The 15,378-nt window shown below is 62.4% G+C and carries 17 protein-coding genes; 9 read left to right on the top strand and 8 right to left on the bottom strand.

Translation table 11 applies throughout. The annotated features are described in order from the left end of the window. Positions 1-20 precede the first annotated feature (20 nt). From CSQ95_RS08310 to CSQ95_RS08295, 4 genes are read right to left on the bottom strand one after another with little or no spacing between them, the layout of a single operon-like run. Positions 21-587 carry a carboxymuconolactone decarboxylase family protein gene (locus CSQ95_RS08310; RefSeq protein WP_099409138.1) on the bottom strand — a complete coding sequence of 189 codons (567 nt, stop codon included), beginning with the start codon at positions 585-587 and terminating at the stop codon, positions 21-23. Next, on the bottom strand, positions 587-1,435 hold the full coding sequence (locus CSQ95_RS08305) for a fumarylacetoacetate hydrolase family protein (RefSeq protein WP_099409137.1): 849 nt from the start codon (positions 1,433-1,435) through the stop codon (positions 587-589). The genes CSQ95_RS08310 and CSQ95_RS08305 overlap by 1 nt, the downstream gene beginning before the upstream one ends. Continuing rightward, positions 1,380-2,729, bottom strand: coding sequence for a nitrate/nitrite transporter (locus CSQ95_RS08300; protein WP_180278993.1), 1,350 nt, complete (start codon positions 2,727-2,729; stop codon positions 1,380-1,382). The genes CSQ95_RS08305 and CSQ95_RS08300 overlap by 56 nt, the downstream gene beginning before the upstream one ends. A gap of 2 nt (positions 2,730-2,731) precedes the next feature. Further along, on the bottom strand, positions 2,732-4,096 hold the full coding sequence (locus tag CSQ95_RS08295) for a KamA family radical SAM protein (RefSeq protein WP_257217986.1): 1,365 nt from the start codon (positions 4,094-4,096) through the stop codon (positions 2,732-2,734). Between the two features lie 281 nt (positions 4,097-4,377). Here CSQ95_RS08295 and CSQ95_RS08290 point away from each other — a divergent pair, with 281 nt between their 5' ends. Beyond that, positions 4,378-4,836 carry a cache domain-containing protein gene (locus CSQ95_RS08290; protein WP_099409135.1) on the top strand — a complete coding sequence of 153 codons (459 nt, stop codon included), beginning with the start codon at positions 4,378-4,380 and terminating at the stop codon, positions 4,834-4,836. A 64-nt stretch (positions 4,837-4,900) separates the two neighbouring features. Next, on the top strand, positions 4,901-6,598 hold the full coding sequence (locus CSQ95_RS08285) for a methyl-accepting chemotaxis protein (protein WP_099409134.1): 1,698 nt from the start codon (positions 4,901-4,903) through the stop codon (positions 6,596-6,598). Here the strand turns inward: CSQ95_RS08285 and CSQ95_RS08280 are convergent. After that, positions 6,595-7,185, bottom strand: a complete 591-nt coding sequence (locus tag CSQ95_RS08280) for a DNA-3-methyladenine glycosylase (RefSeq protein ID WP_099409133.1) — start codon at positions 7,183-7,185, stop codon at positions 6,595-6,597. The genes CSQ95_RS08285 and CSQ95_RS08280 overlap by 4 nt on opposite strands. A gap of 289 nt (positions 7,186-7,474) precedes the next feature. On the opposite strand from CSQ95_RS08280, the gene CSQ95_RS08275 reads away from it, so the two are divergent. Together CSQ95_RS08275 and CSQ95_RS08270 are read left to right on the top strand one after the other, a co-directional pair. Then, entirely contained in the window at positions 7,475-8,341 is an 867-nt protein-coding gene (locus CSQ95_RS08275) for an HDOD domain-containing protein (RefSeq protein ID WP_070224224.1), read from the top strand. Between the two features lie 106 nt (positions 8,342-8,447). Further along, positions 8,448-9,656, top strand: a complete 1,209-nt coding sequence (locus CSQ95_RS08270) for a hypothetical protein (protein ID WP_099409192.1) — start codon at positions 8,448-8,450, stop codon at positions 9,654-9,656. Positions 9,657-9,671: 15 nt separating this feature from the next. Here the strand turns inward: CSQ95_RS08270 and CSQ95_RS08265 are convergent, their stop codons facing one another. Further along, entirely contained in the window at positions 9,672-10,214 is a 543-nt protein-coding gene (locus tag CSQ95_RS08265; RefSeq protein ID WP_099409132.1) for a DNA-deoxyinosine glycosylase, read from the bottom strand. 95 nt (positions 10,215-10,309) lie between these two features. Here CSQ95_RS08265 and CSQ95_RS08260 point away from each other — a divergent pair, with 95 nt between their 5' ends. From CSQ95_RS08260 to CSQ95_RS08245, 4 genes are all read left to right on the top strand, one after another. Beyond that, complete coding sequence (locus CSQ95_RS08260) at positions 10,310-10,738, top strand: DUF962 domain-containing protein (protein WP_099409131.1); 429 nt, start codon at positions 10,310-10,312, stop codon at positions 10,736-10,738. A gap of 153 nt (positions 10,739-10,891) precedes the next feature. Further along, positions 10,892-11,341, top strand: coding sequence for a glycine zipper 2TM domain-containing protein (locus CSQ95_RS08255; RefSeq protein ID WP_034780449.1), 450 nt, complete (start codon positions 10,892-10,894; stop codon positions 11,339-11,341). A 318-nt stretch (positions 11,342-11,659) separates the two neighbouring features. Next, entirely contained in the window at positions 11,660-12,604 is a 945-nt protein-coding gene (locus CSQ95_RS08250; protein WP_099409130.1) for a DMT family transporter, read from the top strand. Beyond that, entirely contained in the window at positions 12,601-13,107 is a 507-nt protein-coding gene (locus tag CSQ95_RS08245; RefSeq protein ID WP_099409129.1) for a GNAT family N-acetyltransferase, read from the top strand. The genes CSQ95_RS08250 and CSQ95_RS08245 overlap by 4 nt, the downstream gene beginning before the upstream one ends. Positions 13,108-13,340: 233 nt before the next feature. On the opposite strand, the gene CSQ95_RS29030 is transcribed toward CSQ95_RS08245, so the two are convergent. After that, on the bottom strand, positions 13,341-13,679 hold the full coding sequence (locus tag CSQ95_RS29030; protein WP_139143096.1) for a hypothetical protein: 339 nt from the start codon (positions 13,677-13,679) through the stop codon (positions 13,341-13,343). A gap of 14 nt (positions 13,680-13,693) precedes the next feature. Here CSQ95_RS29030 and CSQ95_RS08240 point away from each other — a divergent pair, with 14 nt between their 5' ends. Then, complete coding sequence (locus tag CSQ95_RS08240) at positions 13,694-13,873, top strand: hypothetical protein (protein WP_034746290.1); 180 nt, start codon at positions 13,694-13,696, stop codon at positions 13,871-13,873. Positions 13,874-13,884: 11 nt separating this feature from the next. On the opposite strand, the gene CSQ95_RS08235 is transcribed toward CSQ95_RS08240, so the two are convergent. Further along, on the bottom strand, positions 13,885-15,330 hold the full coding sequence (locus CSQ95_RS08235) for a glycine betaine ABC transporter substrate-binding protein (RefSeq protein WP_099409191.1): 1,446 nt from the start codon (positions 15,328-15,330) through the stop codon (positions 13,885-13,887). Between the last annotated feature and the right edge of the window lie 48 nt (positions 15,331-15,378).

Raw genomic sequence — 15,378 nt, 5'->3', positions numbered from 1 at the left:
TCTTTGCCCGAAGAACTATTCTAATCGGGCAAAGGCGTGACGCCCAAGGCCGGCACGGCCGTCTGCGCGCCATTCATCACCATGGCCAGGAAGGTGTAATAGCCATTGATGCCCATCAAGTCGACCACGCCATGCTCGCCGAACAGCGCCAGCGCGCGCGCATACGTGACGTCGCTGACGCGCTTGTTTTGCTGCAGCTCGATACAGAAGTCATGCACGGCTTGCTCGTCTTCCTTCAGGACAAGCGGCGCGCGCCGCGCGGCGATGGCGTCCACGGCCGCTTGCGCGATACCGTTCTGCACGGCCAGCGGCGCGTGGATGGCCCACTCGACCTGCTGGTCCCACTGGCGCGCCGTCACCAGGATCGCCAGCTCCGACAGCCGCGTGCCGATGGCGCTGCGGTAGCGCAAATACTCGCCCATGCGCTGCGCCGTTTCCATCAGCTCGGGACTGCGGATCAGCGGCACGAAGGGGCCGTACAGGGCACCGCGCGGACCATCGATGATGGCTTGCGCGGCGGCGCGCTGCTGCGGGTCCAGCTGCGCCAAAGGCAGCGCGGGCAAGCGGTCGATATCGCTACCGGCCATCAGGCAGTCCAGGCGACCACGTCCTGCTGCTGTTCGCCCAGGCCGGCGATGCCCAGGCGCAGGCTGTCGCCTTTTTTGAGGAAGCGCTGCGGCTTGCGGCCCTGGCCCACGCCCGGCGGCGTGCCCGTGGCGATCACGTCGCCCGGTTCCAGGGTCATGAATTGCGACAGGTAGCTGACGATCTGCGCCACCGTGAAGATCATGGTTTGCGTATTGCCAGTCTGCATGCGCTTGCCGTTGACTTCCAGGTACAGGTCCAGGTCCTGCTCGTCGATGACTTCATCGCGCGTCACCAGCCACGGGCCGACAGGGCCGAAGGTGTCGCAGCCCTTGCCTTTGTCCCACTGGCCGCCCCGTTCCAGCTGGAACGAGCGCTCGGAAATATCGTTGACGACGCAATAGCCGGCCACGTATTTCAAGGCGTCCTCTTCGCTCACGTACTGCGCGCGCGTGCCGATGATCACGCCCAGCTCCACTTCCCAGTCCGTCTTTTTCGAGCCTTTCGGCAGCACGACATTGTCGTCCGGGCCGTTCAGGCAAGTGATCGCCTTCATGAACACGATGGGTTCGGCCGGGATCGGCATGCCCGATTCGGCCGCGTGGTCCGCGTAGTTCAGGCCGATGCCGATGAACTTGCCGACCTTGGCCAGCGGCACGCCGAAGCGCGGGTTGCCGCGCACGAGGGGCAAGGTCTTTTCGTCGATCTTGGCCAGCTTGCGCAAGGCCTTGTCGGACAGTTGTGCGCCGTCAATATCGGCAATCACGCCGGACAGGTCGCGCAGTTTGCCTTCTTCATCGATCAGGCCCGGTTTTTCCTTGCCTGGACGTCCATAACGAACGAGTTTCATAGTCTTCCTTGGAGTTGATCATTGCCGCTGTGCAGGCTGCCATTTTACCGGATGGCCCGGCACGCCTGTAGCGGTTGATGAAAAACATCGCAAGTCCCGGCAGTTGCAAGGCTGCCAGCACGCCAAACGCCACCTGGTACGCCTGCGGCGGGTACTGCTGCTGGCTGTTCAGGGGCCAGCAGCCGAGGATCAGGCCAAAGCCCGCCTGCACCAGGAAGGCGCCCGTGAAAATGAGCAAATTCAGACAGGTGGCCGCCCTGCCCGTCAGGCTGGCCGGCATGCTTTGTGCGACGATCGCATACTCGAGGCCCGTCACCGTGCCCAGCAAGGTAAATAGCACGGACAGCAACGGCAGGCCGGGCACGACATTGCACGCCATCGCCGCTTGCACGGCGACAAACAGGACGATACCGGCGGCCGCCACTTGCATGGGCGCAATGCCACGCCGCCCGGCCCATTCCGTCAGCATGCCCATGCCGATGGCGCCGAAGATGACGGCCGCCATGCCCAGGTACAACAAATACGCCACGCTGTCATCGGACAAGCCGCCCACGTCGGCCAGCCAGCGCCCCACCCACAAGCCCTGCACGCCAAAGAACACCGTGTGCGGCAACAGGATCAGCGCGATGGTGCGGCGAAAGCCGGGATCGCGGTACACGCTCCAGACGCTGACCTTGCTCACCTTGTTCCTGCCAGCGGCAGGCGCGGGCATGGCCGGCGACAGCAGGCGGATCAGCAAGCCGACGGCCAGCGCCGCCAGCGACAGCCCCAGGAACACGCCGCGCCAGTCCGTGTAATGCAGGGCCAGCTTGACGGGCATGGTGGCCGTGGCCGCGCCCAGGCCGCCCACGGCGATCAGATAGCCATGCACGGAAGGCAGGCGCGACGGCGCGATGGCGCACGAGATCGCTTTCACGGCAGCCATGAAACAGCCGCCCAGCCCGGCGCCCATGATGGCGCGCGCCCACATCAGCTCGGCAAAGCTGTGGCCCCGGCTGAACAGCCACACGCCCAGGGCCGCCAGCGCCAGCAGCCACAGTTGCATGGTGCGGGGGCCGTAGCGGTCCAGCGCCATGCCGACTGGTAATTGCACCAGCGCAAAGGCGAGAAAAAAGACGCTGGTCAGCAGGCCCAGCTGAGCTGGCGTCAGGGCGACGGCGCCCAGCAATTCCGCCGTCAGCACGGCATTCACGCCGCGCAGCAGGCACGACAGGTAATGCCCGAGCGCGAATGGCAGGAATACCAGGCAAAACACGGCCACGCCGGAGCGGGCGGGCGCACCGGCCGCGTGCATGCTCAGGCAGCCTGTGCCAGGCGGATGATTTTATGCGGCAGCTGCGGCACAGGTTCATCCGTCTGGAAGAAGAATTTATCGTGGCCGAACGCGGGTTTCAAATCGTCCATCCACGTCGCTTCCGCATCGAATTTCGCAAAGAACGGCCGGCGCACCCAGTCCGGGTTGCGTGCCTGCAAGAATTGCAGGGCAAACAGTTTTTCGCCATTGATGGTGACGATGCCGTCGATGACGATCTTGCCGGGAAAGGCGCTCATGGACGGTCCCCGCACCGTGCGCGACAGGCCCGACACCATCTGGTAGGCGGCCTGGAAAATTTCGTGCGCCTTCGCCAGCGGCAACTCGAAATAGCCGCGCGGGCCCGTATCCCGTTCCACAAACATGTAATACGGAATCGCCCCCAGGCGCGTACCCGTCTGCCACAGCTCAGCCCAGCTTGCCGGGTCTTCGTTGATGTGGCGGATCAGCGGCCCCTGCATGCGCAAGGTGGCGCCCGTGGAAACGATGCGTTTCACGGCTTGCTGCGCGATGTCCTGGCGCAACTCGACGGCATGGCTGTAATGGCCCATCACGGCCAGGTTCTTGCCCGCCTTGACGATGCGCTCGAACAGGCGCATCAAGTCATCCGCATCGCGGTCCGAGACAAAGCGCTGCGGCCAATACGCCACCGCCTTGGTGCCGATGCGGATGTTCTGGATATGTTCCAGGCCCGGCGCCAGCAGCGGCTCCAGGTAGGCCGCCAGCTGCCGCGTGTTCATGATCATCGGATCGCCGCCCGTAATCAGCACGTCCGTCACTTCCGGATGCAGTTTCAGGTAGGCGGCCAGCTCGTTCGATTCGCGCGCATCGAACTTCATGTCGTCCATGCCGACGAACTGGGGCCAGCGAAAACAGAAAGTGCAATACGCGTGGCAGGTCTGGCCCGCGCTGGGAAAAAACAGCACCGTCTGCGCATACTTATGCTGCAGGCCGCGCACGGGCGCATCGTTGACCCTCGGCACGTTATGCGTCATTTGCCCGGCCGGATGGGGATTCATTCCCAGGCGCAAGCCATGCACATAGGCGTCGATGGCCGCCTTGTCCCGCTGCACCAGCACCAGGTCGCGCAGGTGCGCGTACTGCTCGGGCGGCAGCATGTCGCGGTGGGGAAAGACGAGGCGGTAGATGGGATCGTCAGGGATGTTGTTCCAGTCGATCAACTGATCAAGCACATATTCATTGGTGCGAAATGGCAAGACGTGCGAGACCACCTGCACGGCTTCGCGCTGCTCTTCCGGCAGCCATTCCCACTGCCGCGCCTGTTGAATGGTTTGCCGCGTATACGGCTTGAACTTGGGTGCAAACGGCTCGGTAATGAGTGCGGACACGATCAGCTCCTTGCCTGTAAATGGCGACAACTTTCATGAAATCAGCCGTATATCGGCCAATTCCAGCTTTTTCCTCTCCATGCCAGTCCAGCTCGGCATGCTGTGAAAGTCATCATAGTTCTTGCCTATAAGAACCAAATTGCTACATATCAACAAGCGGTCGATACGTTGCATGCTGCCTACAAGCAACACCTAAGTTTGTTCCACCGCAATTTGATGGGACTGTCGGCGACGTAAATTACGGCTTGGCAACACATCCCTCGATATCACAAGGAGCTTTCATGAAACGCTTATTCACGGGTAGCCTGCTGTGCCTGGCATTTGCCGGCGGCAGCGTCAGTGCCGCGGTCGAACCAACGGAAAAAGACGCCATCGCCATGGCCGAACGGGGCGCCGCCTTCATGAAGGCGCATAGCAAGGAAGAAATGATGAAGAAAATCACGGCGAAAGACCCGGACTTCGTGCAGGGCTCGCTGTACGTGGACATGCGCGACATCAAGACGGGCATCGTGCTGGCCCACCCCATCAATCCTTCCATCGTGGGCAAGGATTTGACGGATGTGCCGGACGCGAATGGCAAGAAATATCGGCGTGAAATCATCGAGCTGGCGCAAAAACAGGGCAAGGGCTGGGTCGATTACCAGTACAAGAATCCCACCAGCGGCAAGATCGAGCCGAAGACCACCTACATCCTGCGCGTCAACGATGTGGTGCTGGAAGCGGGCATCTACAAAAAATAAGGCAGGGGCGGCGCGCACGCCGCGCGCCGCCTGCGGTTTGATCAGCCATAGCCAGGAGTCAAGCATGCTCAATCAATTACGCATCGGACCAAAATTATTGCTGGCGCCCACCCTGGTCTTGCTGTTGCTGATACTCAGCTCGAGCGGCGCCTGGTATGGCATGGTGCGGCAAAATGCCTCGCTGGAAAACATGGTGCGGGTGCGCATTACGCATTTGAAGGCGGCCGCGGACGTACTAGGCGAGGCCAAACACGTACATGGCAATATGTACCAGTTGCTGTCATGGACGAATGGCAGCTTCGCCAAGGCCCGCCTCGATGCGCTGGAGCAACAGATCAAGGCGCGCCACGCGGCCATCGGCGCCCAGCTGGGCACGCTGCGTTCCACGGCCACGGGCGCCGAGCGCACCCTGGTCGATGCGGCCATCACGGCCCTGGCCGGCTATCGCAAGGCGGTACTGGAAACCATGGAAATGGCGCAGATGGACCAGTCGATCGCCACCAACTCCATGCTCAAGGCGGAAACCCAATTCGTCCAGTTCAATACGCAGCTGGCGCAACTGTCTGCCCTGGAAACAACGCTCAGCAGCCAGGCCCACGCGACGGCCAGCGCCGAGTTCCGCAGCCTGGGCTGGAGCCTGCTGCTGACGGTCCTGCTGTCGATCCTCGTCTCCATCGTCGTGACCATGCTGGTGCGCCGCGCCATGCTGGTGGAAATCCGCGGCATTGCCGACGCCGTGCAAGACCTGGCGGCGGGCAAGCTGATGGCCGGCGCTCCCAAGCCGGGCAATGACGAAATCGCCGCCACGTCGCGCGTGCTGGACCAGACCATCGCCCACCTGAACCAGACCTTGCGCACCATCACGGGCGCCGTGCAATCGATCGACACGGCCTCGCGCGAAATTGCCACCGGCAACCTGGACCTGTCGGCGCGCACGGAAATGCAAGCCAGTTCGCTGGAAGAAACATCGAGCGCCATGGAAACCTTGACGGCAGCCGTCAACAACAATGCGGACAATGCCCAGCTGGCCTGCGAGCTGGCGGGACAAGCGTCGACCCTGGCCGTGCAAGGGGGAGCATCGATGCAGCAGGCGGTAGCGACAATGGCGACGATACGGGCCAATTCGCGCCAGATCGTGGATATTATCGGCGTGATCGACGGCATTTCCTTTCAGACCAATATCCTCGCGCTGAATGCGGCGGTGGAGGCGGCGCGCGCGGGCGAGCAGGGCCGCGGCTTTGCCGTGGTGGCGTCGGAAGTGCGCACCTTGGCGCAGCGCTCGGCGCAGGCGGCCAAGGAAATCAAGACCCTGATCGCCACCTCCGTCACCACCATCGACGGCGGCAGCGTGGCCGTGCAGCAGGCGGGCGACAGCATGGGCGCCATCGTGGCCTCGGTGCAGCAAGTCAACGAGATCATCCAGCGCGTGAAAGAGGCCAGCGCCGAGCAGGCGTCGGGCATCACGGAAGTAAACCAGGCCGTCGCGCAAATGGATGACGTCACGCAGCAAAACGCGGCCCTGGTGGAGCAGGCGGCAGCGGCGGCGGCCAGTTTGCAGGACCAGGCCGTCAAACTGTCGGCGGCGGTCAGCGTCTTTACCCTGGATCCAGCCGCGCCAGCCACGCCCGCCGGCGCGGACGACGACGCCTTTCAAGACCCCGCCAGGACGCCGCCCCAGGACCGGCGCGCGCTGCACAGTCCGCTGCGCGGCAAGCCCGGCATGCGTAACGCCAAGGATGCGCCCCAGCGCCGGCGCGGCTAGCGAGGTAACTCGATGACAGGCGCGCGCATCGGCTTGCTCAGGTAGCGTGAGCCTGCCAGCACGAAACGCCACGGCGTCTCCATCGCCCTGGAAATGCCGATGCGCGGCCCCGCCTGTACCGCAACCTCGTCCTCGCGGGCCAGCAGCATGAACGGCGGAGCATCGAGCGCCAGCCGGTTCTGCAGATGGCTCACACCGAGCGCCTGGCACACCTTGCCCGGCCCCGAACACAGCAGCCGGGCATCCTCGACGCCGCGCCGTTCGCGCATGGTATCGAGTCCCACGAGCGGTTCGATGGCGCGGATCAACACGCCCGCGCCATGGCCCGCTTCGCGGCACACAAAGTTCAGGCACCAGTGAATGCCGTACGAGCGGTAGACATAGGCGTGCGCGGGCGGGCCGAACATGGCCGCATTGCGCGGCGTCATGCCGCCATACGTGTGCGAGGCCGGGTCCAGCCGGTCATACGCTTCCGTTTCCACGATGCGCCCGCCCACGCCGTCCACCAGCACGGTCACGCCGATCAGCTGGCGCGCCACGCTGCTGGAATTGTCCGCAAAATCGATACCCGCGAGGATTTTTTTCATCCGGCAATTGTATCGCTGCCCTGTTGCCGCACGCCTCACTCCCGCCTTGAAAACAAATAAAACTTGATCTTTTAATCATTATTTCCTGAATGAATAACGTCCTGACATGACGGAAATCGCAACGGGAGCAGGCCAAAACAGGGATTTTTGCGACAATATATTGCAGATGTGAACTATTGCCGCCCATAAACAGCGATAATCGTCGGGCACTGCGCCAGACGCTCATGAAGCGGGCAGCGGCAGCGCGCACAGAATAAGCACCGAGCACAAAAATGATGATGAAAGCGTGATGATGAGAGCGGCAGCGCAAAAGCAGGTAGTGCAGGAAGATCCGGTTGACGCCTTGATGCGTTCCATCCGTATCCCGCCGCGTCCCAGCCTGCTGGTCGACTTGCAGCGCGAACTGGCCGAACAAGACCCGTCGCCGCGCCGCATCGCGCGCATCATCGCCGACGATGTCGGCATGTCGGGCGCCCTGCTGAAACTGGCAAATTCGCCGTTCTATGGCGCCGCGCGCAAGGCCAAATCCGTTGAGCAAGGCATCAACTTTCTCGGCATCAACCAGTGCAGCGCCATGATGACGGGCTTGCTGGCGCGCCAGGCGCTGGAAGCGGAAGGCGTGGAACTGACCCACTTCTGGGATGTATCGGCCAAGCGCGCGCGCGCCCTGGTATTTACCTCGCGCAAGCTGCGCATCGCCCCGCCCGATATCGCGCATACCTTCGGCCTGTTCTGCGACATCGGCGTGCCCCTGCTGATGAACCGCTTCCCCGACTATGTCAACACGTACGCGGCGGCGGCCAACGATGCGCACAATTGTTTTACGGCCCTGGAAGACGCGCGCCACCAGACCAACCACGCAGCCATTGGCTGCTTGCTGGCACGCAACTGGGGCCTGTCCTCCGACGTTTCCTGGGCGATTTTGCACCACCACGACTACACGGTGCTGGCCGACCCGTCCACGGACGATGCCATCCGCTCGCTCGTCGCCCTGTCGCTGCTGGCCGAAAAGGGCATTCAGCGCTACCATGGGAACAGTACCTCGCTGGAGTGGGACAAGGGCGGTGAGCTTGCATGCCAGCATCTTGGCCTGTCGCAGGAAGAAGCCGCCGACCTGCTCGACGAGCTGCACGAGATGTTCGATACCGACCATTGAAGTATCAGGCGGCCGCGTCCGCCTGTATGATCCATCCCGGCGCCCGGTAAAACCCTGGCGCCCGTTTCCGTTTGCCTGACCCGTATTCCTTAACCTGTTGATCGCCATGCCCAAAAATAAGCGCCCTGTCCCCCGTAAATCCGCCAACACGCCTGAAGACAAGGACGAATCCGTCACGCGCATGCTGTGCACGATGGCCCTGAACCTGGCGGAGCAGGAAGACAGCGAATCGCAGGGCACGGTGCTGGCCGAGCAAGCCGTCGAATTCGGCCGCCTGATCCGCAAGGCCTTGAATCAAAAGAAGGATGAAATCCTGTACGACGCCATCGAGCGTTCCAAGTACGAAGACGTGGGCGCCTACCAGTATTTGCGCAGCCATATCGAGGAAGCGGCGTCCATTTCCGTGATCCGCCGCGAGAATGCCCCGGCCATGGAAATCAACGCCTTCGTCGTGCCCCTGCTGGTGCAAAGCACGGGTGGCCTGAAGGAAGCGGACAGTTTCCAGAACCAGGATGCGTTCGAAGCGCTGGTAAAAAGTTTCCAGCAAGCAGAATTGGAAAGCGCCAAGGCCAAGGTGGTCCTGATGAGCCATGCCTACGACCTCGATGAAATCGACCGCATCACCTACAGCCACCTGCATGACATGGTGCGCGATGCGTATTCGTCAATGACGGACAAGAAGATCGTCGCCACGCCCGGCCTGGAAAGCAGCATCGTCGGCTGGAGCGAGACGGCTTTCGGCCCGCAGGACACGGCCGTCGAACTGCGCTTCCTGCTGGGCTTTGCCTTGAAGCGCGTGGACGACCCGTTCTATGCGGAACCGAAGGATGAAGCGGCGCTCGACGCCTGGTTTGACGCGCGCATGGCCCGCTACCAGCAGTGGACGACGGAAGTGGGCGACCTGGTGAAACGCTGCCTGGCGCCGACCGGCAGCGCGCTGGAAGTGAGCTTCCTCTACCAGGACTTGTTCCACGGCGGCAAGGAACAAGGCATGAGCGAATATGCGATGCTGCAGATGATGTCCGGCATCAACCATGCACTGGCGGAAAACAAGGTGGACGCGGGTGACGTCTCGGTGGTCGTCGGCCCGGCCGATGAACACGGTGAAATGCTGCTGCGCGTCAACGTCAGCACGGCGGGCGGCGCACTGCTGCACAGCGCCGACAAGCCGCTGGACCTGGCCGCCGACCTGCAGGACGAAGTCGACGACATCTGCGACGCGCTGGCCACCATCGGCGTCACCAACTTATACGTGGCGCTGAAATTCGATGCCAAGGGGCAACCACTGGAAGCGCAGCCGTACGCGCCGGCGTAAAGGCCGGCAACACGATTAACGCGCGGCCGGCTCCGGTTGGCCACGCAGCGACAGCCACGCCTGCAATTTCTGCGCATACGCGAGCGTGTACGCCGGGCTGCTCGACGGCAAGCTGACGATGCGGTAACGCTGCGCGTGCTCACCCAGCACCTTGACGCCCAGCTTCGCGGCCGTGCCGCCGTTGAAGGCGATCGTGTGCAGCCGCGGCAAGCTGGCGGCCAGGGCGACGAGGTCGTTGTCGTCGCGGGCGCGGATATTGCTGTCCAGGCTGCCCGTGCGCTGCGCCTGCGCCACCACGTCCCACAATCCCACGCCGTGCGCCAGCAAGCTTGCCAGACGCTCTTCATAGGGCAGGCTGCTCAAATCCACGCCCAGCACTTCTCCCAGCAGCATCCAGAACTTGTTTTGCGGGTGCGCATAGTACTGGCTATGCGCCAGCGATTTTTCGCCGGGCAGGCTGCCCAATATCAATAAGCGCGTGCCGGCGTCGACGACGGGATCGAAACAGCGTTTAAGCGGGTCGGCGCTTTCGTCTGGCAAGAAGGCTGGCCTATTCAAATGAGATGTCCTGAAAGGAAGACAAAGGGCCATTTTACCCGGCCACGCGACGGTGTAGAATTCACGCACAACCCTCCCGCTACAAGAGACCGCCCATGCGCACCATCGACACCCTGCTGGCCCAGTATGGCGAAAGCCACCGCAACCATGTCAATGAATGGGTGCACATCGTGTGCGTGCCGCTGATCGTTTTCAGCTTGCTGGGGCTGCTGTGGAGCGTGCATCCCAGCGTGGCGCTGCTCGGCAGTATCCTGGCCTTATACTATTACTACAAGCTGTCGCGCCCGTTTGCGGCGGGCATGCTGGCGATGCTGGCCGCCATGCTGGGCCTGCTGCAGCTCATGCCGCCGCTGACCATCCTGCCCGCGTCGCTGGCGCTGTTCGTGCTGGCCTGGATAGGCCAGTTCATCGGCCACCAGATCGAAGGCAAGAAGCCGTCGTTTCTCGACGACTTGCGCTTTTTGCTGGTGGGTCCGCTCTTCGTGCTGGGATTTTTGTACCGGCGCCTGCGGCTGGCGTATTGAGCGGCAGGCGGTCACGTGGCCACTCGGTCACGCGGGCCCAGTAACAGATTTTTACTATTCGCAACTAGTTATCTTAGGCAAGTGTCCTTATGATAAGTCATCATCTGCCGGTCGACGCAATCGGCAACCAACTTTTGTCCAAGGGAGTCCTACATGAAAGCACCAATTATTGCAGTGGCATTGCTCGCCACCCTGGCCGGCTGCGCCGTACAACCGAACTCGGCAAATGTCTACAACGCGCGCCAGGCGCAGAATGAACAATCGGTTCGCATGGGCACGGTTGAATCCGTGCGCCAGGTAACCATCGACAAGGGCGAAACGGGCACGGGCGTGCTGGCTGGCGCGGCGCTGGGCGGCGTGGCCGGCTCGACAGTCGGGGGCGGCAAGGGCGCCATTGCGGCCAGCATCCTCGGCGCCGTCGCCGGCGGCATGGCCGGCAAGAGCATCGAAGCGAACGCGTCCAACAAACCCGGCCTGGAAATCACCGTGCGCCTGGACAATGGCGACATGCGCGCCATCGTGCAAGACGCCGACGAGCTGTTCCGCCCCGGCGAGCGCGTGCGCCTGCTGTCGGACGGCCGCAAGACCCGCGTCACCCACTGATCTGCTTGCCGGCGCATGCGCTCAGCCAAATGCGCCGGCAGCGAGCAAGGCAGAAGGGTGCAGCCAGATGGCAATCACAGCAGTCACGACGACATATACAAGCACGCTCCATACTTTGATGTGCAGTGAGGCTGGCATGGCGGTCCCCTTCAAAGATGCAATCCGGAAAATATTTACTTGATATTAATGTAAATATTTTCATAAATTCAATATTTTCCAGAAGCACTGCGCTGGCTCAATGCCTGGTGTTTTTTGGCAACACATCGAGCAAGCTCGACCGCACTCGCCATCGCTGCGCGATGCCCGTATACTTGCGCGATGTCCTCTCCTCTCCTGTTCATCATTGCCTGCCTGATCTGGGGCTCCACCTTCTGGGCCATCACCTTGCAGCTGGGAGACGTCGCCCCCGCCGTTTCCGTGGTCTACCGCTTCGGCCTCGCGTCCGCCACCCTGTTTGCCTGGTGCGCCGTACGCGGCGACCGCCTGCGCCTGCCCTGGCGCGCGCAAAAATGGATGCTGCTGCAGGGCCTGGCCTCGTTTGCCCTCAGCTATGTGTGTACGTATAGTTCGGAGCAATACCTGGTGTCGGCCCTCGTCAGCGTGCTGTTCGCGCTGATGGTGTTCTGGACGCCCTTGCTCAACCGCATCGCCTTCGGCACACCGATCACCTGGAGCACCTGCTGCGCGGCGTTCGTTGCCATCTGCGGCATCGTGCTGCTGTTTTACCAGTCCATCGGCGCGGCGCTGCACGATATGCTCGGCGGCGGCAATGGCCACTTTCTGCTCGGATTCATGCTGGCCCTAGTGGCCACAGTGTCTAGCACGGCAGGCAACGCCCTCGTCATGAAAGTGCGCGAACATTCCGGCAACGTGATGCTGACTATGGCCTGGACCATGCTGTGGGGCACCCTCATGGTGGCTGCCTGGGCCATCGCCACGGGCCAGTCCTGGCAATTGCCTACGCGCCCCAGTTACTGGATGGGATTGCTGTATCTGGCCCTCTTCGGCTCGGTGATCGCCTTCAGCGCGTATTTCACGTTAATCGCGCGCATCGGCACGCAAAAGACCGTGTATATCGGCGTCGTCACGCCCGTCATTTCCGTGCTGCTGTCGGTGCAGTTCGAACACTATCGACCCGCCCCCATCGAATGGGTGGGCATGGTGCTGTGCCTGTCCAGCGTGGCCTGGGCGCTGACGTCGGGCGCGCGCAAGACGGCTGCCGTTTCCTCTCTTTCCACCACTTCATCCGCAAAGGCAACATGAGCACCTCTTCCTCCCTCGCCATCCGTCCCGCGACCGCATCCGACGTGGCCGCCATCTTCGGCATGATCCATGAACTGGCCGTGTTTGAAAAACTCGAACACATGATGATCGCCAAGGAATCCATGCTGCACGACAGCCTGTTCGGCCCGCAGCCCGCGTGCGAAGCGCTGGTCGGTGAGGAGCATGGTGAAGTAGTGACGTTCGCCCTGTTCTTCCACAACTTTTCCACCTTCCTGTGCCGCAAGGGCCTGTACCTGGAAGACCTGTACGTGAAGCAATCGGTGCGCGGCAAGGGCTATGGCAAGCAGATGCTGGTGGCGCTGGCGCAACTGGCCGTCGAACGCGATTGCGGCCGCTTCGAATGGTCAGTGCTGGACTGGAATGAAAACGCGATCAACTTCTACCAGGGCATGGGCGCGGACGTGATGCCGGACTGGCGCATCTGCCGCGTGGCTGGCGATGCCTTGACGCAATTGTCGGCGGGCACGCCGAAAGCGGCCTGATTGGAATTGTAGCGAGGGAACTGACAATGCAAGTTCCCAAAAAAATCCCCGCGGGCTAGCGGCACCGCGGGGTGAACCCATTGTCAAGTGGGAGGGGGAGAATGCAATCAACGGTTATCAATATAAACGCAGCCGCTTGCGATGGCGCAGACCTTTACATTTGCTTACCGGGCCTTACATTTGACTTAAATCTGCTAACCAAGTGTCACCAAGTGTCGCTCGGATGACACTGATTATTTCCGTGGTTCAATCAATGTGCCGTGCAAGCCGATATGTTGTTGCGCAACCCCACTGCCACCCTGCGAATTTTTATAGATTTGGTACACTGTCAGGCAGGCGATGCAGCCAGCAACCACGGCAAAAATGACCATGCGACGCTCCTTGAGTATGCTTGATGGGATCAGGGCTCGCGGCTGATGATGTCCAGGCGAGCAGGGAAGATTCAGTGTGGCATCTGCGACGTTGGGGGCATTGCGCAATGTCAAACGCGCCAATTTGACGGGGTCATGGCGTTTGATATGACGCAAAGTGGCGGCATTCCGCTCACACAAAATGAACGCATCATTTCGCATCCGGGAGCCACAACATGAATGTCTCTGCCAAACCGCTCGTCATGAAGATCTACCGCGCCTACCTGCGTTCCCGCCTGGAACGCTACACGCGCGACTTGCAAGCCATCGCCGAACAGCGCGAAAACGACTTCCAGGCCGAACGCATCCTGCACCAGGCCGTCGTCTCGGTGCGCTCGAAACTGCACTCGCTGTAACCGTGATGCCGTCAGCGCTGCCGGCCGGCCACGGCCCAACGCTCCACCAGTTCGAACAGGCCTTGCGTCAGCAGGGCCAGCACGGCTGCGGGGATCGCGCCGGCCAGCAGCATGTCGTTGTCATTCAGCGCCAGGCCGATGGTGATGCGTTCGCCATAGCCGCCCGCGCCGATGAAGGCGGCGATGGTGGCCGTGCCCACGCTCATCACGGCCGCCGTTTTCACGCCCGCCAGCATCACGGGCAAGGCCAGCGGCAAGTCCACATGCAGCAGGCGGTCGCGCCGGCTCAAGCCCAGCGCCAGCGCCGCCATGCGCAAGCCTTGCGGCACCTGCAAGATGCCCGTGCACGTGTTGCGCACGATGGGCAGCAAGGCGTACACGAATAGCGCCACCAGCGCCGGCACCAATCCGATCATGCCCAGCACGGGAATCAATATCGCCAGCAGGGCCAGCGACGGCACCGTCTGCAGCACGCCGACGAAGGCCAGCACGGTTTGCCGCAGCGGCGCCGAAAACGCCGCCAGCACGCCCAGCGGAATACCGATCAGGCACGCCAGGGCCACCGACAGCAGCACCAGCGTCAGGTGCTGGCGCGTCAGGGTCCACAGATCGTCGCCGATGATTTTATCGAGCAAACCGCTGCGCGCGGCGGCCGGTTTGTTCGGCCGCGTGCCCGATGCCAGCCACTGCCGCGCCACGCCGGCAAAGCTCTTGCCGTCGATTTCCACGGCCGCATTCATGGCGATCATGTCGCCCTCGCTAATACGCCCCTGCAACCCTTGCAAGGCTTGCCAGGCGGCAGGAAAGCGCTGCGGCAGGTCGATCCGGTACAGGAGCATGGCGTCGTAGCGGGGAAAATACTGCTGCGTGTCGGCCAGCACGCGCAAGCCGTACTGGCGGATCTTCGCGTCCGTCGAATAGATGTCGATCACATCCACCTGGCGCTGCGCCAGCGCTTCATACGCAATGCCGTGATCGAGTCCGCGCGGGCGCTGCGGCAAGCCATAGCGCGCGGCCAGGCCCGGCCAGCCATCGACCCTGCCGATGAATTCATGCGACAGGCCGAACTTCAAGGCCGGGTGCTGGGCCAGCTGCGCCAGGCTGGCGATGGATTGTTCATCGCCGCGCATGGCCAGCGCATACGTATTGTTAAAGCCCAGCGGCACGGCCACGCCCAGCCCCAGCACCGCCAGCTCGCGCCGCATCTGATTCAGATCAATCGGTTTGTCGTGCTTGAGGATTTCGCTGGCGATGGTGCCCATGTATTCGGCATATACGTCGATGCTGCCCGCCTGCAGCGCGGCGAGCACGATGGCGGTGTTACCCAGGCCCTGGCGGTGTTCCGCCCTGACGTGCGGCGCGGCGCTCTGCTTGACGATTTCGCCGAGGATGTACGATTCCGTGAAACGCTTCGAACCCACCTTCAGGGTGCCGCCATCCATGGCAAGGGAGGACATGGGCGCGGCGGCGAAGACTAGTAACAACAGCAAGTAAAACGGCAAATA

The sequence above is a fragment of the Janthinobacterium sp. BJB304 genome, assembly GCF_002735765.1.
In the GTDB taxonomy this organism is placed as follows: domain Bacteria; phylum Pseudomonadota; class Gammaproteobacteria; order Burkholderiales; family Burkholderiaceae_D; genus Janthinobacterium.
Note: the sequence above shows the minus strand (reverse complement) of the source record. Positions and strands in the feature narration are given on the sequence as shown.